Here is a 19,173-nt window from a genome sequence, read left to right on the forward strand (position 1 = left end):
CTTCTTCGTTGTTCAAATACCCATGCCGGACGTGCCATCCGCGCGGCGCATGAAAAAGGGGCCCGAAGGCCCCCAGGTTATACCAATGCGCCGTGGCAATGCTTGAATTTCTGGCCCGAGCCGCAGGGGCAGGGGTCGTTGCGCGACGGGTTGCCCCAGGTGGTGGGGTCGGTGGCGTCGAAGCCCGCGACGCGGCCCGAGACCTCGCCGCCCTCGGCTTCCTCGTGCTCGGGGTGCATCTGCGCCTCGGTTTCCGCCTGGCTCTGCTGGTATTCGCGCAGCATCTGCTCGCGCTCGGCATCGGTCAGCGGCCGGATGCGGGCCAGTTGCTGGGTCACGTCGAAGCGCAGCCCGTCCAGCATGGTTTCGAACAGCTGGAAGGCCTCGGTCTTGTATTCCGACAGCGGGTCGCGCTGCGCATAGCCGCGGAAGCCCACCACCGAGCGCAGATGTTCCAGCGTCACCAGATGCTCGCGCCACTTGCCGTCGATCTGTTGCAGCAGCACCTGCTTTTCGATCTGGCGCATGTTGTCGGGGCCGAACTGCTCGGCCTTTTGCGCCATGTAGGTGTCGGTTTCCCGCTGCACACGCTCGCGCAGCGCGTCCTGGTCCACGCCTTCCTCGGCGGCCCAGTCGGCGATGGGCAGGTCCATGTTCAGCCGCTCGATCACCGCCTTGTGCAGGCCCTGGACATCCCATTGCTCGGCATAGGCGCGGGGCGGCAGGTATTCGTCGATCAGGTCGTCGATGACTTGGGCGCGCATGTCGGCCGCGACCTCGGCCACCTCTTCGGTATGCATGATTTCCAGGCGCTGGCTGAAGATCGCCTTGCGCTGGTCGTTCATCACGTCGTCGAATTTCAGCAGCTGCTTGCGGATGTCGAAGTTGCGGCCCTCGACCTTGGCCTGGGCGCGTTCCAGCGACTTGTTGACCCAGGGGTGGACGATGGCCTCGCCGTCCTTCATGCCCAGCGTGGACAGCACCTTGTCCAGCCGTTCCGAGCCGAAGATCCGCATCAGGTCGTCTTCCAGCGACAGGAAGAACAGCGAGCGGCCGGGGTCGCCCTGGCGGCCCGAGCGGCCGCGCAGCTGGTTGTCGATGCGCCGGCTTTCGTGGCGTTCGGTGGCCAGAACGAACAGACCGCCGGCGTCCAGCACCGCCTGCTTGTCGGCGGCGTGCTCGGCCTCGATGCGGGCGCGCAGCTCGTCGGGGTTCGCCTCGGGATCGGCGGCCAGCGCCTCCATCACCTTCATCTCGACATTGCCGCCGAGCTGGATGTCGGTGCCGCGGCCGGCCATGTTGGTGGCGATGGTCACGGCGCCCAGCTTGCCGGCATCGGCGACGATCTGCGCCTCGGCCTCGTGCTGGCGGGCGTTCAGGACGTTGTGCGGGATGCCCTCCCTGGTCAGCATCTGCGACAGCATCTCGGATTTCTCGATCGAGGTGGTGCCGACCAGGATCGGCTGGCCCTTGGCATGGGCCTCCTTGATCGCCTCGATCACGGCGGCGTATTTCTCGGCCGCGGTGCGATAGACGCGGTCGTGTTCGTCGATGCGCTGCACCGGGCGGTTCGTCGGCACTTCGACCACGCCCAGCTTGTAGATCTCGGCGAATTCCTCGGCCTCGGTGGCGGCGGTGCCGGTCATGCCCGAGAGCTTGGCATAGAGCCGGAAATAGTTCTGGAAGGTGACCGAGGCCAGCGTCACGTTCTCGGGCTGGATCGCCACGCCCTCTTTCGCCTCGATGGCCTGGTGCAGCCCGTCGGACAGCCGGCGGCCCTTCATCATCCGGCCGGTGAATTCGTCGATCAGCACGATCTCGCCGTCGCGGACGATATAGTGCTGGTCGCGCATGAACAGCTTGTGCGCCCGCATCGCCTGGTTCACGTGATGCACGATGGTCGTGGATTCCGGGTCGTAGAGCGTCTGGCCCTCGGGCAGCACGCCTGCCGCCTGCAGCCGCTTTTCAAGGAATTCGTTGCCTTCCTCGGTGAAGGTGGCGTTGCGGGCCTTTTCGTCCAGCTTGTAATGCTCGGGCGCCAGTTCCGGCATGAACTTGTCGAGCGTGATGTAAAGCTCGCTGCGGTCCTGCGACGGGCCCGAGATGATCAGCGGCGTGCGCGCCTCGTCGATCAGGATCGAGTCGACCTCGTCCACGATGGCGAAGAAATGCCCGCGCTGGGTCATCTGGTCGATGGAGCCCTTCATGTTGTCGCGCAGGTAATCGAAGCCCAGCTCGTTGTTGGTGGCATAGGTCACGTCGGCGCGATAGGCCTCGCGCTTCTCGGCGTCCTCCTGGAAGGGATAGACCACGCCGGTGGTCATGCCGAGATGGGCGAAGACCTTGCCCATCCAATGCGCGTCGCGTTTCGCCAGGTAGTCGTTGACGGTGACGACATGCACGCCCTTGCCCGCCAAGGCATTCAGATAGGCCGGGAAGGTCGCGACCAAGGTCTTGCCCTCGCCCGTCTTCATCTCGGCGATATTGCCCTGGTGCAGGAAGATGCCGCCCATCAGCTGGGTGTCGAAGGCGCGCAGGCCAAGCGCGCGGCGCGCGCCCTCGCGGCAATTGGCGAAGGCTTCGGGCAGCAGCTTGTCCAGATCCTCGCCCGATTGCGCCCGGCCCTGCAATTCGCGGGTCTTGCCGATCAGGTCGGCGTCGGACAGGGCGCGGAACTTCTCTTCCAGCGCGTTGATCTGGGCCACCAGCGGGCGGACCGATTTCACCTTGCGGTCGTTGGGCGTGCCAAAGACCAGTTTCGCCAAGTTTCCGATGCCGAGCATGTGAGCCTTCAAAATCGCGTATCTGGGGGTGCGCGGGACGTTCCGCCTACTTGCCGCCACCATTCGCCTTGCCCTATCACTTGGGCCGGAAAAAGGCGACGGGCGCGCATTTTCGGTTGGGCCGGATGTATGCGCCGGGCGCTTGAGTGTCAATGTTTTCGCCCGTTCACCTGTGCGTGGACGCGCGCTCCCACGAAAGGGAAAACCATGCTCCGACCGCTTCTTGCCGCGACCGCCCTGAGCTCTGTCCTGCTGGGCGGATTGCCCGCGTCGGCGCAGGATGCCGATACCGTCGTCGCCACGGTCAATGGCGAGACGATCACCCTGGGCCAGATGATCGCCATGCGCCAGGGGCTGGACGCGCATACCACGCAGGGCCTGCCGGATACGGCGCTGTGGGATCTGATGCTGGATCAGATGGTGCGCCAGACCGCCGTCGCGCAACAGGCCGAGCCGCTGAGCAAGCGCAACCAGGCCGCCATCGAGATCGAGAAGCGCGCCTATCTGGCCGGCGCCGTGCTGGAAAAGGTCGCGAGCGCCGAGCCGACCGAGGCCGAGCTGAAAGCCGCCTATGACCAGGCCTTCGGCGGCCAGACCGAGCCCAAGACCGAATACAATGCCGCCCATATCCTGGTGAAGACCAAGGAAGAGGCCGAGGCCATCGCCAAAGAGATCGCCGACGGCGGCGATTTCGGCAAGCTGGCCGAGGAAAAATCGACCGACAATTCCGGCCCGAACAAGGGCGACCTGGGCTGGTTCCAGCCCGAGCAGATGGTCGCGCCCTTTGCCGAGGCGGTGAAGGCGCTGAAGAAGGGCGAGGTTTCCGCCCCGGTCGAGACGCAGTTCGGCTGGCATGTCATCAAGCTGGTCGACTCGCGCGAGGTGACGCCGCCCAGCTTCGACGAGGTCAAGGAGCAGCTGGCCGTGCAGGTGCGCCGCGACAAGGTCCAGGCCGCCATCGAGAAGCGCGTGGCCGATTCCAAGATCGAAAAGACCGAGGGGCTGGCCCCCGACCTGCTGAACAAGACCGACCTGCTGGGAGAGTGAGCGATGGCCAAGGCCCTGGACAAGAAGCCCAAGCTTTCGGATGCCGACAAGCTGAAGTCACTGGAGAAGAAGCTGAAAAAGCTGAAATCCGCCTTCAAGCAGGCCGCGGCCAGCGTCGAGTCGCGCGTCGAAAAGGGCGCCGAGGCGGCTGTGGCGGCGGTGACCAAGCCCAAGAACCCGGTCTCGCCCTTGGCGCCGGCCGGCTTTCCCGAGCTGCCGGTGGTCGCGGGGGTGGAATTCGCCTCGGCCGCGGCGGGGGTGAAATACAAGGGCCGCACCGATGTCATGCTGGTGCGGCTGGCGCCGGGCACCGCCATCGCGGGCGCCTTCACCCGCTCCTCGACCCGGGCGGCCTGCGTGCTGGATTGCCAGGCAAAGCTTGCCGGTCCGCAGGATGACCAACAGGGCGCGGCGATCATCGTGAACTCGGGCAATGCCAATGCCTTCACCGGCCGGAACGGCCAGGAGGCGGTGGACAAGGTCACCGGCGGCGTGGCCGAGGCGCTGGAGATCCCGCGCGAGCGGGTGTTTTCCTCTTCGACCGGGGTGATCGGCGAGCCGCTGCCGGCCGAACGCATCACCGCCGTGATCGGCGAGTTGAAGGCGGCGCTGGACGCGGGCGGCGCGGCGGCGGCAGCGCGGGCCATCATGACCACCGACACTTTCCCCAAGGGTGCTGCGGTCAGCTTCCAGGGCGACGGCGGCACGATCAATGTCGTCGGCATCGCCAAGGGCTCGGGCATGATCGCGCCCGACATGGCGACGATGCTGGTCTATATCTTCACCGACGCCAGGATCGCGCCCGCGGCACTGCAGAAGATGCTGTCGGCACGCATGGACCGGACCTTCAACGCCATCACCGTGGACAGCGACACCTCGACCTCGGACGCGCTGATCCTGGCCGCGACAGGCAAGTCGCCGGCGGCGCCGCTGAGCGACCTGCGCGCGGCGCCCGCGCGGGCCTTTGGCCGGGCGCTGGACCAGGTGATGCTGGACCTGGCGCAGCAGGTGGTCCGGGACGGCGAGGGCGCGACGAAATTCGTCGAGGTGCGGGTGACAGGCGCCGCGGATGACGCCGACGCGCATCGCGTCGCCATGGCCATTGCCAATTCGCCGCTGGTCAAGACCGCCATCGCCGGCGAGGACGCCAACTGGGGCCGCGTGGTCATGGCCGTCGGCAAGTCCGGCGCCCAGGCCGACCGCGACCGGCTGACCATCCGCTTCGGCGACATGGTGCTGGCCGAGAACGGCTGGCGCGCGCCCAGCTATGACGAGGCCGCGGCCAGCGCCTATATGAAGCGCGACAGCCTGATGCTGGGCGTCGACCTGGGCTTGGGCAGGGGCAAGCGCACGGTCTGGACCTGCGACCTGACGCATCGCTACATCGACATCAACGCCGATTACCGCTCATGAAGATCATCCTTGTCGCGGCCGTGGCGTTGATCGACGCCGACGGCCGCGTGCTGCTGGCGCAGCGCCCCGAGGGCAAGACCCTCGCGGGCCTGTGGGAATTCCCCGGCGGCAAGGTCGAGCCGGGCGAAACCCCCGAGACGGCGCTGATCCGCGAGCTGCACGAGGAACTGGGCATCGACACCTGGCAATCCTGCCTGGCGCCGCTGACCTTCGCCAGCCACAGCTACGAGGATTTCCACCTGCTGATGCCGCTTTACGCCTGCCGGCGCTGGCAGGGCGTGCCGATCCCGCGCGAAGGGCAGGTGCTGGCCTGGTCCCGCGCCGCCGACCTGAGCCAATATCCGATGCCGCCGGCGGATGTGCCGCTGATCCCGATCCTGCGCGACTGGCTCTAGCCGTCGCGAACCGTCACCTCGTTACCACGCCTCAGAAATTAGCCGTATTATTGGACAATATTAATTAACTTTTCACAGTTTTGTGGCAATTCTGAAATCCTGAGGAGAAGGAGGAACGAGGACATGATTCGCACGATCACGATCGGCAGCTGCATTTCTGTCCAAGGCGTCTTCGAGCGCCAGCAGGCCAACGGAAACATCGTCGTCCGCGTGGGAAGCAAGACCTACGAGGGCAAGCCGGTCGGCCTGGCCTGAAAGTAACAGAAAATGTGCCCAGTAAACTGACGGGGTCCCGGATCGGGGCCCCGTCTATCGTTTCGGCGAACCGCGGACGCAAAAGGGCGGGTCGATGACCCGCCCCTTTCCAGATCGCCGCGCGGGCAGAAGTCACAGCTGGCGCTGCACTTCCTCGCGCTCGAAGATCTCGATGACGTCGCCCTTGCGGATGTCGTCGTAATTCTCGAAGGCCATGCCGCATTCCTGGCCGGATTGCACTTCCTTGACCTCGTCCTTGAAGCGCTTCAGCGTCTTCAGCGTGCCTTCGTGGATCACCACGTTGTCGCGCAGCAGGCGCACGCCGGCCGAGCGCCGGGCTACGCCCTCGGTCACCAGACAGCCGGCGACATTGCCGACGCCGGTGACGCGGAAGACTTCGCGGATCTCGGCATAGCCGATGAAGTTCTCGCGCACCTCGGCCGACAGCAGGCCCGAGGCCGCCGCCTTGATGTCATCCACCAGGTCGTAGATGATCGAGTAATAGCGGATCTCGACGCCCTTCTGGTTGGCGGCGTTCCGCGCCGGGGCATTGGCCCGGACGTTGAAGCCGATGACCGGCGCCTGCGACGCCTCGGCCAGGCCGATGTCCGATTCGGTGATCGCGCCGACGCCGTAATGCAGCACGCGCACGCGCACCTCGTCGTTGCCGATCTTTTCCAGCGCCTGGACGATCGCCTCGGCCGAGCCCTGCACGTCGGCCTTCACCACCACCGGCAGTTCGGCGACATTCTCGTCGGCCTTGGCCTTGGCCAGCATCTGGTCCAGCGTGATCGCGGCACCGGCGGCGGCGCGCTTGTCCTTGGCGGCCTGCTCGCGGTAATCCGCGATCTCGCGCGCCTGCGCCTCGGTCGAGACCACGTTCAGCACGTCGCCGGCTTCGGGCGTGCCGTTCAGGCCCAGCACCTCGACCGGAACCGAAGGACCGGCCTCGTCGACGCGGTCGCCCTTGTCGTTGATCAGCGCGCGGACCTTGCCCCACTGTTCGCCGACGACGAAGATGTCGCCGCGCTTCAGCGTGCCGTTCTGCACCAGCACGGTCGCGACCGGGCCGCGGCCGACGTCCAGCTGCGCCTCGATCACCGCGCCTTGCGCCGGGCGGTCGGGGTTGGCCTTCAGCTCCAGGATCTCGGCCTGCAGCGCGATGGCTTCCAGCAGCTGGTCGAGGCCCTGGCCGGTCTTGGCCGAAACCTCGACGTCCTGCACGTCGCCCGACATGGCCTCGACGACCACCTCGTGCTGCAGCAGGGCCGTGCGGACCTTCTGCGGGTCGGCGGCCGGCTTGTCGATCTTGTTGATCGCCACGATCATCGGCACCTTCGCCGCTTTCGCGTGGTTGATCGCCTCGACCGTCTGCGGCATCACGGCGTCATCCGCCGCCACCACCAGCACGACGATGTCCGTCACCTGCGCGCCACGGGCCCGCATCGAGGTGAAGGCCGCGTGGCCAGGCGTGTCGAGGAAGGTCAGCAGCGCCCCGTTCGAGGCCTTCACCTGATAGGCGCCGATGTGCTGGGTGATGCCGCCGGCCTCGCCCGCCACGACATTGGCGTGACGGATCGCGTCCAGAAGCGAGGTCTTGCCGTGGTCGACATGGCCCATGATGGTGATGATCGGGGCGCGCGGCTTCAGATCCTCGGGCTTGTCCTCGACCTGGTCGATGACCTGCTCGACGTCGGCATCCGAGACGCGGACGGCGCGGTGGCCGAATTCGTCGATCACCAGCTCGGCGGTGTCGGCATCGACGGCCTGGTTCGCGGTGACCATCAGGCCCATGCGCATCAGCGACTTGATGACGTCGGGCGTGCGCTCGGCCATCCGGTTCGCCAGTTCCGAGACCAGGATGGTCTCGGGCAGCTGCACGTCGCGCACCTGCTTTTCAGCGCGCTGGCTGCCGCCCATGGCCTTCTGCCGGGCTTTTTCCTGCTTGCGCTTCATCGCGGCCAGCGACCGCTGGCGGCCGCCTTCGCCGTCCATGGCCTGGCTCAGCGACAGCTTGCCGGTGCGGCGGTTGTCGTCGGCCTTCTTGCGGCTGTCGCGGTCGTCGGCCGGGCCACGGTTGTCGCGGTCGCGGTCGGTCCGGCGCGGCGCGGCGGCGCTGACGCCCTTGGTCTCGGCGCGTGCGGCCGCGGCCTCGGCGGCGGCCCGGTCGGCGGGCGCGGCGGGGCGGGCATCGGCCTTGGGCTTGGCGATCTCGGCCTTCTTCTTCTCGCGCAGCTCGGCTTCGCGGGCGCGGCGCTCGTCTTCCTCGGCCTTCAGGCGCAGGGCTTCCTCGCGTTCGCGTTCCTCGCGCTCCTTGGCTTCCAGCTCAAGACGGCGACGCTCGCGTTCTTCCTCGCGGGCCTTTTCATCCGCGACGCGTTGCGCGGCTTCCTCGACCTCGCGGGCCTTGGCGGCACGCAGGGCGGCCATGCGCCGCTCCATTTCCGCATCCGAGATCCCGGCCGGGCGCTTCGACGGGTCGCCCGACACGGCCGAAGGCGAACCCGAGCGCGCACCGCCCGACGCCGCGCCGGGCTTGGCCGGCACGATGACGCGCTTGCGCTTGACCTCGACCGCGACATTATGGGTCCGGCCGTGGCTGAAGCTTTGCTTCACCTGGCCCGAACGACCAGTGCCGCCACCAAGACCCAGGGGTTTCTTTCCGTCAGTATCGCTCATCCGATCTTCATTCCTTCCCGGCGGCCGAAGCGCCACCGTCATGCCCGCGCAGACCCGTCAGTCTGCTCGCGTCCCTGATCAATTTTTCGGTCAGGCCCCCCGGCGCAAGCGCGCTGTGTATGACATGATCGCGCCCAAAGGACAAACCCAATTCTGCTGCAGTCATGCAGCCGAACCAGCGTCCGCCGGGCGGCGTCCACAGCTTTCCCTTGCCCCGGTCCGACCCGTCGCTGGCCTGCAGAAGCACCTTTGCCCTGCCGCCGGCCAGCCAGTCCTTGACCTTCTCGAATCCCGCCACCGCGAGCCCGGCCTTTCGGGCCAGGGACAGCGTGTCGGTCACCCGTTTCGCCAGCCCCGCCTCGATCATCGCCAGAAGCTCGGGCGGCACCGTCACGCGCGCCTTGGCGCCGCGCGAAAACAAGCCCTTGGCAGCCGCCTTGTCCAGCGCCTGCCGGTCGGCCACGACCCAGAAGCCGCGCCCCGGCAGCTTTTCCGCCAGGTCCGGCACGACCGCGTCATCGGGGCCCGCGACAAAGCGGATGAGCCCAGCCTTCGGCTGGACTTCGCCCGTGACGATGCAGCGCCGTTCGGGCGTCTCGCGGTCCTTGATACGGCCCCCGCGTGTCATCAGCCTCCCGGGGCGTTACACCCCGGCCTCCTGTTCTTCTTCGCCGGTGCCGGCCTCGGCCGATTCCAGCTCGGTCGGATCGACCCAGCCCAGCATGACGCGCGCGGTCATCACCAGGTTCTGCGCATCCTCCAGGCTGACGCCGAAGGGCTCGAGCAGGCCGTCGTCCTTGACGCGCTGGCCGTTCTGCGTGGTCCAGCCGCCGGCCAGTTCCCAGTCGGCGCAGGTGGCGAAGTCTTCCAGGGTCTTGACGCCGTCCTTGGCCAGCGCCTCGGCCATCTGCGGCGTGATGCCCTCGAACTCGATCAGGCTGTCCTCGGCACCCAGCGCGCGGGCGTTTTCCAGCGCGGCCTTGTTCGCCGCCTCCAGATGCTCGCGGGCGCGGGTCTGCAATTCCTCGGCGGTCGATTCGTCCACGCCGTCGATGGACAGAAGCTCGTCCAGATCGACATAGGCGACTTCTTCCAGGTTGGTGAAGCCCTCGGCCACCAGCAGCTGGGCAAAGAATTCGTCCAGGTCCAGCGCATCCATGAACAGCTTGGTGCGGGCGTTGAACTCGGCCTGGCGGCGCTTCGATTCTTCCTCTTCGGTGAGGATGTCGATGTCGAGCCCGGTCAGCTGGCTTGCCAGCCGCACGTTCTGGCCGCGCCGGCCGATGGCCAGCGAAAGCTGCTCGTCCGGCACCACCACCTCGATGCGGGTGGCGTCCTCGTCGAAGACGACCTTCGCCACCTCGGCCGGTTGCAGCGCGTTCACCAGGAAGGTCGCCTGATCCTCGGACCACGGGATGATGTCGATCTTTTCGCCCTGAAGCTCGCCCACCACGGCCTGCACGCGGCTGCCGCGCATACCGACACAGGCGCCGACCGGGTCGATCGAGTTGTCATAGGAGATCACGGCGATCTTGGCGCGCGACCCCGCATCGCGGGCGCAGGCCTTGATCTCGATCACGCCGTCATAGATTTCCGGCACTTCCATCTTGAACAGCTCGGCCATAAACTGCGGATCGGTGCGCGACAGGAAGATCTGCGGGCCGCGGGCCTCGCGGCGCACGTCCTTGACATAGGCGCGGATGCGGTCGTTCGGGCGATAGCTCTCGCGGCCGATCTTCTCATTGCGGCGCAGGATGGCCTCGCCCCGGCCCACATCGACGATGATGTTGCCGTATTCCTCGCGCTTGACGACGCCGTTGATGATGGTGCCGGCGCGGTCCTTGAATTCTTCATACTGGCGGTCGCGCTCGGCCTCGCGGACGCGCTGCAGGATGACCTGTTTCGCGGATTGCGCGGCGATGCGGCCCAGATCGACCGGCGGCACCTGTTCCTGGAACACGTCGCCCGGCTGCGGCTTGCCGGCGAAATCGGTCAGCACCTGGCCGTCGCGCAGCCAATGCGCATTGCCGTTCTTCGAGGGCTCGAAATAGGCGCGGGCCTGGTCGGCGGTGAATTGCGCCTGGTAGTTTTCGACCTCTTCGTCCTCGACCACGGTGCGGGCGCGGGTGAAGGTGGCGTTGCCGGTCTTGCGGTCGATGTGGACGCGGATGTCCATCTCGCTGCCATAGCGGGACTTGGCGGCGCGGGCCAGGCTGTCCTCCATCGCCTCGATCACCAGATCGGGGTCGATCATCTTCTCGCGCGCGACAGCCTCGGCGGTTTGCAGCAGTTCAAGCTGGTTGGCAGAGGTGATGGCCATTGCTCACTCCTTCGCGGCGGCGTTGTCTTCGCCGGCTTCCGTTTCGATCTCGTCAAATGCGGTCTCGTCCAGATTGTCGATCTGCACGCCCGCGTCCTTTTTCTGCCGCAGCATCTCGGCAATCAATTCGTCGGTCAGCACCAGCTTGGCATCCGAGAGCCAGTCGAAGTTCAGCCCGATGGTATGCTCTGCGCCGGCTTCCTCGATGTTCAGCAGCACCTCGTCGCCCTCGACCCCGGCCAGCACGCCCTTGAAGCGCTTGCGGCCGTCGATGGGCTGGTTGGTTTCCAGCCGCGCCTCATAGCCCTCGAAGGTGGCGAAATCCTTCAGCCGGGTCAGCGGGCGGTCGATGCCGGGGCTGCTGACCTCGAGGTGGTAATTGTCCTCGATCGGGTCCTCGACGTCGAGGATGGCGCTGACGGCGGTCGAGATGTCGGCGCAATCGTCGACATTGATGCCGCCCTCGGGGCGGTCGGCCATGATCTGCAAGGTGGCGGTCTTGCCGCCTTGCAGGCGGATGCGGACCAGTTCGAAGCCCAGATCCTCGATCACCGGAGCGATGATCTCGGCCAGGCGCCGGTCGATGGCGGTCTTGGCGATGAGGTCGGACATTGCTGATACCCCAGAACGAAAAAACGGGCCGATTGGGCGGCCCGTGCGTCTTACCGGTGGGCAGGCTGTGGACACCTGCGCCGCTGTTGAAGCTGCATATAGGCCCGGTCGCGGCGATTTGCAAGGAAAAGCCGCCGCGCCTTTATCCGTTCGTGTCCGGGTTGTTCTGCCAGATGCTGAAATTCAGCGCTCCGGCCAGCGTCAGCCAGGCCAGACAGGGCAGCAGAAGCGCCCCCGCCAGCCGGTCCAGCCGCCAGGCCATGACCATCAGCACGGCCACCACCAGCCACAGCGCCGCCAGGATCAGCATGGCCGCGCCCAGCCGATGCGCGCCGAAAAAGACCGGAGTCCACAATGTATTCAACGCGATCTGCAATGCCCACAGCGCCAGCACCGTCCCGGCACCGGGCAGGCCCGAGAGCCGCGCCGCCGACCAGGCCATCAGGAGGTAAAGCGTGGTCCAGGCGACGGGAAACACCCAGCCGGGCGGGGTGAAGCCGGCTTCTGCAAGCCGGCATACCAACTGCCGGGCTGGAAAAAGATTTCCGTCGCCCCGGCGGCGGTGCAGGCGAGCAGGAAAAACACGAAACTCATGGCGGCCCCGGATTCAGGCGCGGCCACCCTCGCGGGCCGCATCGCGCCAACCATCCATGACCCGCACCAGTTCCGCGGCGATTCGCGGCTCGCTCAGCGCATGGCCCGAGGCGGGCACCAGCCGCAGCTCGGCCCGGTCCCAGTCCTGGGCCAGTTCCCAGGCGCTGGCCGGCGGGCAGACCATGTCATAGCGGCCCTGCACGATCACCGCCGGGATATGCGCGATGCGATCACGGTCGCGCAGCAACTGCCCCTCGTCCAGAAAGCAGCCGTTGACGAAATAATGGTTTTCCAGCCGGGCAAAGGCGCGGGCATAGTCCGGCGGCGCATGGCCGGGGCCGCTGATCTCCAGCCCCGCCAGGGCGTTTTCCCAGACCAGCCAAGGCAGGGCATAGCGGCCTTCCTGACCGCGGTCGCCGCCGAACAGCCGCTTGTGATAGGCGGCGATCATGTCGCCACGCTCGGCCTCGGGGATCGGGGCCTGGAACTCGGCCCAGCGGTCGGGAAAGAAGCGCGCGACGCCGCCGCCATAGAACCAGTCGAGCTCGCTCTGCCGGCCCAGGAAGACGCCGCGCAGCGCCAGCGCCAGCACCGCCTCGGGATGGGCCTGGGCATAGGCCAGCGCCAGGGTCGCGCCCCAGCTGCCGCCGAACAGGATCGCGCGGCCGATGCCCAGCTCGCTCCGGATCCGTTCGATGTCGGCGATCAGGTGCTGGGTGGTATTGGCCTCGACCGAGGCATGCGGCTCGGACCGGCCGCAGCCGCGCTGGTCGAACAGCACCGCCCGGTAATGCGCCGGATCGAAGAAGCGGCGCATGAACGGGCTGCAACCGCCGCCCGGACCGCCATGCAGGACGATGACCGGCACGCCCTGCGGATTGCCGCTTTGCTCGACATGCAGGCGGTGGCCGTCGCCGACCTCGACCATGCGGCGGTCGAAGGGCTCGACCATCGGATGCAACCTGCCATGCGACGGCGTGCCGCCGATTTGCCCTGCCAATCTGTCCATGCCCCCACTATATAACGCCTCGCGCGCGCCCGCCACATGAAGGACGGCCAGATGACCGAAAGAGCAGCCCCCAGCAGCATCGACCCCGCCGAAGTCGCCAAGTTCCAGGCCATGGCGCGGGAATGGTGGGATCCGCAGGGCAAGTTCAAGCCGCTGCACATGCTTAACCCGACCCGGCTGGACTATGTCACCCGCCAGATCGCGGCGCAATTCGGCCGCGACCTCGCGGCGCCGCTGCCGTTCCAGGGGCTGACGCTGCTCGACATCGGCTGCGGCGGCGGGCTCATGGCGGAGCCGATGGCGCGGCTGGGCGCCACCGTGACCGGCGCCGACGCGGCGGAAGGCAACATCGCCATCGCCAGCCTGCATGCGCAGGAACAGGACCTGCCCATCGACTACCGCGCCACCACGGCCGAGGCGCTGGCGGCCGAGGGCCGGGCCTATGACGTGGTCATGGCGCTGGAGATCGTCGAGCACGTCGCCGAGCCCGCCGAATTCATCGCCACCTGCCGCAATCTGGTGAAGCCCGGCGGCATGCTGATCCAGTCCACGCTGAACCGCACCGCCCGCAGCTTCGCGGCGGCCATCCTCGGCGCGGAATGGGTGATGCGCTGGCTGCCCAGGGGCACGCACGACTGGCGCCGCTTCATCACCCCGGACGAGCTGGCGCAGATGACCGAGGCCACCGGCCTGAGCGTCGTCGACCGCTGCGGCATGGTCTTCAACCCGCTGGGCTGGAGCTGGTCGCTGTCGCATCGCGACCTCTCGGTCAATTACGCGATGACCGCGCTGCGCGGCGCCTGATCTTCTCTGTTTTGCAAATACCCCCGCGACCGCGCAATCGGCGCATTCAGCGGGAGCGGGTGACCTGACGTTGCGTCTCTTCCAGCTGCTTGCGCAGCAAACGCAGCACCGGCAGCGCCGCGCGCACCCGGTCGGCGCCGACATCGCGCACCACATCGGCGATTCGCGGCATGAAGGCCGCCAGCGCCGCGTCCCGCGCCGCCCGCCCCGCCGGGCTGATCGCCACGAACTTGCGCCGCGCATCGTCCCAGTCCGGGCGGATATGGATATGCCCGGCCCATTCCAGCCGCGACAGCGTGTTGGTCATGGCGCCGCGCGTGACGTGGAACGCCTCGGCCAGCTCGGCCGGCGTGCGCTCGACATTCAGATGCGCCAGCAGGTTCAGCACCGAGAAATGCGAGATCTGCATGCCCTTGGGCAGCGATTTGCCGATCAGGTCACGCGCCAGCTGGTCGGCGATGAACACCTCGGAAAACAGGCTTGCCGCCAGCGAATCGGCCGAGGCCTCGGCGCCGTGCGGGCTGTCGTGGGTCTTGTCGATCATGGGCCGGTGAAGTCTTGGTCATGCGTCAGCGACGGGATGCGGGACCGTGCCCCAGGGACCGCCTCCGGGTCAAGCGTGACGATGGTGACGCCGGGCTCCGTGCCGCCATCGGCCAGCACCTCGCCCCAGGGATCGACGGCCAGCGAATGGCCGTGGCTGCGACGCGGGCGGCGGTCGGGGTCGAAATGCGTCGCATGAGTGCCGCATTGCGCCGGGGCCAGCACGAAGCAGCCGGTCTCGATGGCGCGGGCGCGCAGCAGCACCTCCCAATGCGCGGCGCCGGTGGTGTCGTTGAAGGCGGCGGGCACGGTCAGCACCTGCGCCCCGGCCTTGGCCAGCGCGCGATAGAGATAGGGAAAACGCAAGTCGTAGCAGACCGTCATGCCGACCGGCATCGGCCCCTCGGCCAGCACGGCACGGTCGCCGGGACGGAAGGCCGCCGATTCGCGATAGGATTCCCGGTCCGAGACCGTCACGTCGAACATATGCAGCTTGTCATAGCGCGCCCGGATGCCGCCATCGGGCGCGATCAGGAAGCTGCGGTTGGCAAAGCGGTTCTCGCCCGCCACGCCGGTCTTCAGCGACAGCGAGCCGATCAGCAGCCAGATGCCCAAGGCCCGCGCCTCGTCGCGCAGCGCGGCGAGCGTCGGATCCTCGGCCTCGACATGCAGGATGCGGTCCTGCAATGCGCGGCTGGCGCCCAGCAGGTTGGTGGCCTCGGGCGTCAGCACCCATTGCGCGCCGCCGGCCGCCGCGGCGCGGATCAGGTCGCGCGTGACCGGCAGGTTGCGCGCCGGGTCGTCCGAGACGCACAGCTGCACCAGCCCGGCGGTCAGCGGGCCGGATCCGGCAAGGGGGCCGCCCACCGGGTCCGTCATGCGGCCAGCATGCCGTCCAGCTTGCCCTGATGCTCCAGCGCATGCAGGTCGTCACTGCCGCCGACATGCTGGCCGTCGATGAAGATCTGCGGCACGGTGCGACGGCCACCGGCGCGCCGGGTCATCGCCGCGCGCAACTCCGGGTCGCGGCTGACGTCGGTTTCCTCATAGCTGACGCCCTTCTTGCGCAACAGCGCCTTGGCGGTCATGCAATAGGGGCAGGTGGGCGTGGTATAGATCTCGACCTTGGCCATCATGGGGTCCCGTGTTCATGTCTGGACCCTCTATCTAGGTATCCTTGACCGCGCGCGCCAGCACCACGACCGAAACCGGCCCCGATCCGGCCGCCCGCAAGGCCGCGGCCGCCGCCGCCAGCGTCGCGCCCGAGGCCATCACGTCATCGACCAGCAGCACCGCGCGACCCTGCACCCGCGGCGCCATCCGAGCCGGCACCGCCAGGGCGCCGTCGAGATTGGCGAAACGGTCGCCGGCCGAGCCGTGGTCCTGCATCGGCGTATGCCGGATGCGGCGCAGCAGCCGCGGTTCGTGCGGCAGGCCATGCGCGCGGGCCACGGCGCGCGACAGCATCTCGGCCTGGTTGTACTTGCGCTTCAGGAGCCGGCGCAGATGCAGCGGCACCGGCACCACCAGCATCTCGGGCCGGACCAGGGGCAGGGCGGCGCGCGCCACCCAGTCGCCCAAGGCCGGTGCCAGGTCCAGCCGGTCGCCGTGCTTCAGCATCAGCGCCAGCTTGCGCCCGGTGCCGCGATAGACCAGCGCCGCCCGACCGCGCAGCCAGGGCCGCTGCACCGCCAGGCAGTCGTCGCAGACCAGAAGCCCCGCCGCCGCATCCGCCTCCTCGCTGAGCCCGTCGCCGGGCAGCGGCACGCCGCAGCGCGAGCAGCAGCTGGACGGGATGAATTCGGCCTCGCGCCAGCACCCGGGACAGAGCCCGCCCTCTTGCCCGACCGGGGCGCCGCAGCACAGGCATTGCGGCGGATAGACCAGCCGCAATGCGCCTTTCATCAGGCCGCGAAGCCCCCTATGTTGCGCCCCCATGATGTCCGACAGTCCCCATCCCGTTCCCAGCCTGACCGATCGCGCCGCACTCGACCGGAACCGGACCCGGGCCGAAGCGCTGGGCCTGGTGGATTTCCTGCATCGAATCACCGCCGACGAGATCCAGGATAGGCTCTCCGAGGTTAACAGAAGGTTTACCGCCCCCGCCGTGGTGACCGGCCATGCCGATTTCTGGCGCGCCGTCCTGCCCGAGGCCCGCATCGTCGCCGACACGCCGGTGCTGGACCTGGCGCCCGGCGCGCATGACCTGGTGATCCACGCCATGGCGCTGCATTGGGCCGAAGACCCGGTCGGCCAGATCGCGCAATCCGCCCGCGCGCTGCGTCCCGACGGGCTGTTCGTTGCCGCCTGCCCGGGCGGGCGCAGCCTGCACGAGTTGCGGGAGGCCCTGACCCGGGCCGAGGCCGAGGTCGCCGGCGGCCTCTCGCCCCGCGTCCTGCCCATGGCCGAGATCCGCGACCTGGGCGGGCTCTTGCCGCGCGCCGGCCTGGCGCTGCCGGTGGCCGACCAGATCACCCAGACCGTCAGCTATCAGAGCCTTTTCCACCTGGCCCGCGACCTGCGCGCCATGGGCGAGGGCAATGCGCTGGCCGGCCGGCTGCGGCACCCGACGCGACGCGATGTCCTGTTGCGCGCGGCGCAGATCTATGCCGAAACGCATCCCGACCCGCAGGACGCGACGCGCATCCGGGCGACGTTCGAACTGGTCTTCCTGACCGGCTGGGCGCCCGATGCCAGTCAGCAGCAACCGCTCCGCCCGGGCTCGGCCAAGGTTCCCCTGGCCGAGGCCCTTGCCAGCATGAGAAAGCCCCGATGACCCTGCCCGAGCACGCCCCCGCCAGCCACCCCTCGATCCCGGCCCGCAAGATCGGCGTGCTGGTCGCGAACCTCGGCACGCCGGATGCCACCGACTACTGGTCGATGCGGCGCTATCTGAGCGAGTTCCTGTCCGACAAGCGCGTCATCGACTATCCGGCCTGGAAATGGCAGCCGCTGCTGCAGACCATCATCCTGAGCAAGCGGCCCTTCACCTCGGGCGCGAACTACCGGCTGATCTGGAACAACGAGGCGAATGAATCGCCGCTGATGACCATCACCAGGCAGCAGGTGGCGGCGCTGCGCGAGCGGGCCTCGGCGCTGTGGGGCGACCGGGTCATGGTGGATTTCTGCATGCGCTACGGCAATCCCTCGACCCCGGACGTGGTCGAGCGCATGGTCAAGGCCGGCTGCGACCGCATCCTGTTCTTCCCGCTGTATCCGCAATACGCGGGCGCGACGACGGCGACGGCGAACGACCAGTTCTTCCGCGCGCTGATGGCGCAGAAATGGCAGCCGGCATCGCGCACCGTGCCGGCCTATTTCGACCGCGCCGACTATATCGACGCGCTGGCCGGCTCGGTCGAGCGGGCCCTGGGCGGCAAGGTGCCGCGAAAGCTGGTCGCCAGCTATCACGGCATGCCCAGGCGCTATCTGATGGAGGGCGACCCCTATCATTGCCAGTGCCAGAAGACCTCGCGCCTGCTGCGCGAGCGGCTGGGCTGGCCCGAGGGCGTGATCGACACCAGCTTCCAGTCGGTCTTCGGCACCGAGGAATGGCTGCGGCCCTATACCGTCGAGCATGTGGCCGCACTGGCGCGGCAGGGCATCACCGAGATCGCGGTGATCTCGCCGGCGTTTTCCGCCGATTGCATCGAGACGCTGGAAGAGATCCAGGGCGAGATCCGCGAGGCCTTCATCCATGCCGGCGGCAAGGAATTCACCTATGTCCCCTGCCTGAACGCCGAGCCGGCGCATATCGATGTGCTGGCGGCGGTGATCGCCGAGAACCTGGGCGGTTGGGTCTGAGGGGACCGCTGCTGCCGGGGGCGCTGCCCCCGGGGGCCTGCCGGCCCCTTTCTCGCTGAAAAAGGTCCGGCGGACCTTTTTCCGGGCGCTCGAAAGCCCCCGGGATATTTTCACAAGAAAGAAGCTGTGAAAAAGGCCCCGCGCGGGGCCTTTCGTCAGATCAGCATCACCTGCGTGCCGACCTTGGTCAGGTCGTAGAGCTGCTTGATGTGTTCGTTGTAGAGGCCGATGCAGCCGTTCGAGGACTTGCGGCCGATCTTGCGCGTGTCGTGGGTGCCGTGGATGCGGTAATATTGCCAGGACAGCCACAGCGCATGGGTGCCCATCGGGTTCAGCGGGTCGCCCGGCTTGACGAATTCCGGCCATTCCGGGTTGCGCTTGCGCATCTCGGGCGTCGGCGCCCAGCTGGGGCCTTCGACCTTCTTGATGATCTCGGTCCGGCCGGTGCGGGTCAGGTCGGGGCTGACCGGGACCGAGGTCGGGAACAGCTTGTAGACCGACTGGTCCTCGGACCAGAAATGCAGGCAGCGCGAGGGCAGGTCCACGAGGATGGCGCCATTGGTCAGCGTGCTGAAATAGGGCTGCCAGTCCTGCATGCGGAAGCTGGAGATATTGCGGCGCGAATCCTGGTTGGCGTCGTATTGCACCATGCCGGCGTCGGGCGTGGCGCCGCCGCCGCTGCCTTGCAGCACCTGGCCGGTATAGGGGTCGATCTGCTGGGCGATGGCCGGGGCGGCAAGGCCCGCAGCCCCCAGCGCCACCGAGGTGGAAAGGAATGTCCGACGCGAGATCGGATTCTTCGGCGTCATCATCTGTCGCTCCTGATATATGACGGGCCGCTTGACGCGGCCTTCTCTGCCCGAGTTTTGCGAGAGGTCGTTACAAGGCCGCGCTTACGCCCCGGGCGGGCGGCTT

Annotated in this window: 19 protein-coding genes; 7 read left to right on the forward strand and 12 right to left on the reverse strand. The window is 67.7% G+C overall.

What is annotated here, in order from left to right:
• Positions 1–77: 77 nt before the first annotated feature.
• Positions 78–2,783 carry a preprotein translocase subunit SecA gene (secA, locus tag PARN5_RS0107760; RefSeq protein WP_017999206.1) on the reverse strand — a complete coding sequence of 902 codons (2,706 nt, stop codon included), beginning with the start codon at positions 2,781–2,783 and terminating at the stop codon, positions 78–80.
• A gap of 207 nt (positions 2,784–2,990) precedes the next feature.
• Between secA and PARN5_RS0107765 the strand changes: the two genes are divergently transcribed.
• The 4 genes from PARN5_RS0107765 (at position 2,991) to PARN5_RS25095 (ending at position 5,893) form a co-directional block, all read left to right on the forward strand.
• The gene (locus tag PARN5_RS0107765; RefSeq protein ID WP_017999207.1) at positions 2,991–3,830 is read left to right on the forward strand and encodes a peptidylprolyl isomerase; all 840 of its coding nucleotides are present in this window, start codon (positions 2,991–2,993) and stop codon (positions 3,828–3,830) included.
• 3 nt (positions 3,831–3,833) lie between these two features.
• Positions 3,834–5,243, forward strand: a complete 1,410-nt coding sequence (argJ, locus tag PARN5_RS0107770) for a bifunctional glutamate N-acetyltransferase/amino-acid acetyltransferase ArgJ (RefSeq protein WP_017999208.1) — start codon at positions 3,834–3,836, stop codon at positions 5,241–5,243.
• A complete protein-coding gene (locus PARN5_RS0107775; protein WP_017999209.1) occupies positions 5,240–5,638 on the forward strand; it encodes a (deoxy)nucleoside triphosphate pyrophosphohydrolase in 399 nt (132 codons plus the stop codon). Before argJ ends, PARN5_RS0107775 begins: the two co-directional genes overlap by 4 nt.
• Before the next feature lie 123 nt (positions 5,639–5,761).
• Positions 5,762–5,893 (forward strand): hypothetical protein, encoded by a 132-nt coding sequence (locus tag PARN5_RS25095; RefSeq protein WP_017999210.1) that lies wholly within the window; start codon positions 5,762–5,764, stop codon positions 5,891–5,893.
• Between the two features lie 132 nt (positions 5,894–6,025).
• Here the strand turns inward: PARN5_RS25095 and infB are convergent, their stop codons facing one another.
• The 6 genes from infB to pip all read right to left on the reverse strand — a co-directional run bounded on the left by infB (position 6,026) and on the right by pip (position 13,050).
• On the reverse strand, positions 6,026–8,572 hold the full coding sequence (infB, locus tag PARN5_RS0107785; RefSeq protein WP_017999211.1) for a translation initiation factor IF-2: 2,547 nt from the start codon (positions 8,570–8,572) through the stop codon (positions 6,026–6,028).
• A 7-nt stretch (positions 8,573–8,579) separates the two neighbouring features.
• Positions 8,580–9,200, reverse strand: coding sequence for an RNA-binding protein (locus PARN5_RS0107790; RefSeq protein ID WP_017999212.1), 621 nt, complete (start codon positions 9,198–9,200; stop codon positions 8,580–8,582).
• Between the two features lie 15 nt (positions 9,201–9,215).
• Complete coding sequence (nusA, locus tag PARN5_RS0107795; RefSeq protein WP_017999213.1) at positions 9,216–10,892, reverse strand: transcription termination factor NusA; 1,677 nt, start codon at positions 10,890–10,892, stop codon at positions 9,216–9,218.
• A 3-nt stretch (positions 10,893–10,895) separates the two neighbouring features.
• Positions 10,896–11,504 (reverse strand): ribosome maturation factor RimP, encoded by a 609-nt coding sequence (gene rimP, locus PARN5_RS0107800; protein ID WP_017999214.1) that lies wholly within the window; start codon positions 11,502–11,504, stop codon positions 10,896–10,898.
• A 142-nt stretch (positions 11,505–11,646) separates the two neighbouring features.
• The gene (locus PARN5_RS21815; RefSeq protein ID WP_346420481.1) at positions 11,647–12,027 is read right to left on the reverse strand and encodes a TspO/MBR family protein; all 381 of its coding nucleotides are present in this window, start codon (positions 12,025–12,027) and stop codon (positions 11,647–11,649) included.
• 84 nt (positions 12,028–12,111) lie between these two features.
• Positions 12,112–13,050, reverse strand: coding sequence for a prolyl aminopeptidase (pip, locus tag PARN5_RS0107810; RefSeq protein ID WP_017999216.1), 939 nt, complete (start codon positions 13,048–13,050; stop codon positions 12,112–12,114).
• A gap of 108 nt (positions 13,051–13,158) precedes the next feature.
• Between pip and ubiG the strand changes: the two genes are divergently transcribed.
• Complete coding sequence (gene ubiG, locus PARN5_RS0107815; protein ID WP_017999217.1) at positions 13,159–13,911, forward strand: bifunctional 2-polyprenyl-6-hydroxyphenol methylase/3-demethylubiquinol 3-O-methyltransferase UbiG; 753 nt, start codon at positions 13,159–13,161, stop codon at positions 13,909–13,911.
• A 46-nt stretch (positions 13,912–13,957) separates the two neighbouring features.
• On the opposite strand, the gene PARN5_RS0107820 is transcribed toward ubiG, so the two are convergent.
• The 4 genes from PARN5_RS0107820 to PARN5_RS0107835 are packed head-to-tail and all read right to left on the reverse strand — an operon-like array spanning position 13,958 to position 16,359.
• Positions 13,958–14,455 (reverse strand): helix-turn-helix domain-containing protein, encoded by a 498-nt coding sequence (locus tag PARN5_RS0107820; RefSeq protein WP_017999218.1) that lies wholly within the window; start codon positions 14,453–14,455, stop codon positions 13,958–13,960.
• Positions 14,452–15,291: a carbon-nitrogen hydrolase family protein gene (locus tag PARN5_RS0107825; protein WP_026155266.1), complete on the reverse strand. Its 840-nt coding sequence runs from the start codon at positions 15,289–15,291 to the stop codon at positions 14,452–14,454. The genes PARN5_RS0107820 and PARN5_RS0107825 overlap by 4 nt, the downstream gene beginning before the upstream one ends.
• Before the next feature lie 38 nt (positions 15,292–15,329).
• Positions 15,330–15,587, reverse strand: a complete 258-nt coding sequence (gene grxC, locus PARN5_RS0107830; protein ID WP_026155267.1) for a glutaredoxin 3 — start codon at positions 15,585–15,587, stop codon at positions 15,330–15,332.
• Positions 15,588–15,621: 34 nt separating this feature from the next.
• Positions 15,622–16,359 (reverse strand): double zinc ribbon domain-containing protein, encoded by a 738-nt coding sequence (locus PARN5_RS0107835; protein WP_026155268.1) that lies wholly within the window; start codon positions 16,357–16,359, stop codon positions 15,622–15,624.
• Positions 16,360–16,390: 31 nt separating this feature from the next.
• Here PARN5_RS0107835 and PARN5_RS0107840 point away from each other — a divergent pair, with 31 nt between their 5' ends.
• On the forward strand, positions 16,391–17,230 hold the full coding sequence (locus PARN5_RS0107840; protein ID WP_017999222.1) for a methyltransferase domain-containing protein: 840 nt from the start codon (positions 16,391–16,393) through the stop codon (positions 17,228–17,230).
• Positions 17,227–18,258, forward strand: a complete 1,032-nt coding sequence (gene hemH / locus PARN5_RS0107845) for a ferrochelatase (protein WP_017999223.1) — start codon at positions 17,227–17,229, stop codon at positions 18,256–18,258. Before PARN5_RS0107840 ends, hemH begins: the two co-directional genes overlap by 4 nt.
• Before the next feature lie 155 nt (positions 18,259–18,413).
• On the opposite strand, the gene PARN5_RS0107850 is transcribed toward hemH, so the two are convergent.
• On the reverse strand, positions 18,414–19,070 hold the full coding sequence (locus PARN5_RS0107850) for a L,D-transpeptidase (RefSeq protein ID WP_017999224.1): 657 nt from the start codon (positions 19,068–19,070) through the stop codon (positions 18,414–18,416).
• Positions 19,071–19,173 lie beyond the last annotated feature (103 nt).

This window comes from Paracoccus sp. N5, from assembly GCF_000371965.1.
Classification (GTDB): Bacteria; Pseudomonadota; Alphaproteobacteria; order Rhodobacterales; family Rhodobacteraceae; genus Paracoccus.

Coding starts and splice junctions, on each gene's coding strand:
- secA (WP_017999206.1), bottom strand. CDS start 2,783: ATGCTCGGCATCGGAAACTTGGCGAAACTGGTCTTTGGCACGCCCAAC.
- PARN5_RS0107765 (WP_017999207.1), top strand. CDS start 2,991: ATGCTCCGACCGCTTCTTGCCGCGACCGCCCTGAGCTCTGTCCTGCTG.
- argJ (WP_017999208.1), top strand. CDS start 3,834: ATGGCCAAGGCCCTGGACAAGAAGCCCAAGCTTTCGGATGCCGACAAG.
- PARN5_RS0107775 (WP_017999209.1), top strand. CDS start 5,240: ATGAAGATCATCCTTGTCGCGGCCGTGGCGTTGATCGACGCCGACGGC.
- PARN5_RS25095 (WP_017999210.1), top strand. CDS start 5,762: ATGATTCGCACGATCACGATCGGCAGCTGCATTTCTGTCCAAGGCGTC.
- infB (WP_017999211.1), bottom strand. CDS start 8,572: ATGAGCGATACTGACGGAAAGAAACCCCTGGGTCTTGGTGGCGGCACT.
- PARN5_RS0107790 (WP_017999212.1), bottom strand. CDS start 9,200: ATGACACGCGGGGGCCGTATCAAGGACCGCGAGACGCCCGAACGGCGC.
- nusA (WP_017999213.1), bottom strand. CDS start 10,892: ATGGCCATCACCTCTGCCAACCAGCTTGAACTGCTGCAAACCGCCGAG.
- rimP (WP_017999214.1), bottom strand. CDS start 11,504: ATGTCCGACCTCATCGCCAAGACCGCCATCGACCGGCGCCTGGCCGAG.
- pip (WP_017999216.1), bottom strand. CDS start 13,050: ATGGTCGAGCCCTTCGACCGCCGCATGGTCGAGGTCGGCGACGGCCAC.
- ubiG (WP_017999217.1), top strand. CDS start 13,159: ATGACCGAAAGAGCAGCCCCCAGCAGCATCGACCCCGCCGAAGTCGCC.
- PARN5_RS0107820 (WP_017999218.1), bottom strand. CDS start 14,455: ATGATCGACAAGACCCACGACAGCCCGCACGGCGCCGAGGCCTCGGCC.
- grxC (WP_026155267.1), bottom strand. CDS start 15,587: ATGGCCAAGGTCGAGATCTATACCACGCCCACCTGCCCCTATTGCATG.
- PARN5_RS0107835 (WP_026155268.1), bottom strand. CDS start 16,359: ATGAAAGGCGCATTGCGGCTGGTCTATCCGCCGCAATGCCTGTGCTGC.
- PARN5_RS0107840 (WP_017999222.1), top strand. CDS start 16,391: ATGATGTCCGACAGTCCCCATCCCGTTCCCAGCCTGACCGATCGCGCC.
- hemH (WP_017999223.1), top strand. CDS start 17,227: ATGACCCTGCCCGAGCACGCCCCCGCCAGCCACCCCTCGATCCCGGCC.
- PARN5_RS0107850 (WP_017999224.1), bottom strand. CDS start 19,070: ATGATGACGCCGAAGAATCCGATCTCGCGTCGGACATTCCTTTCCACC.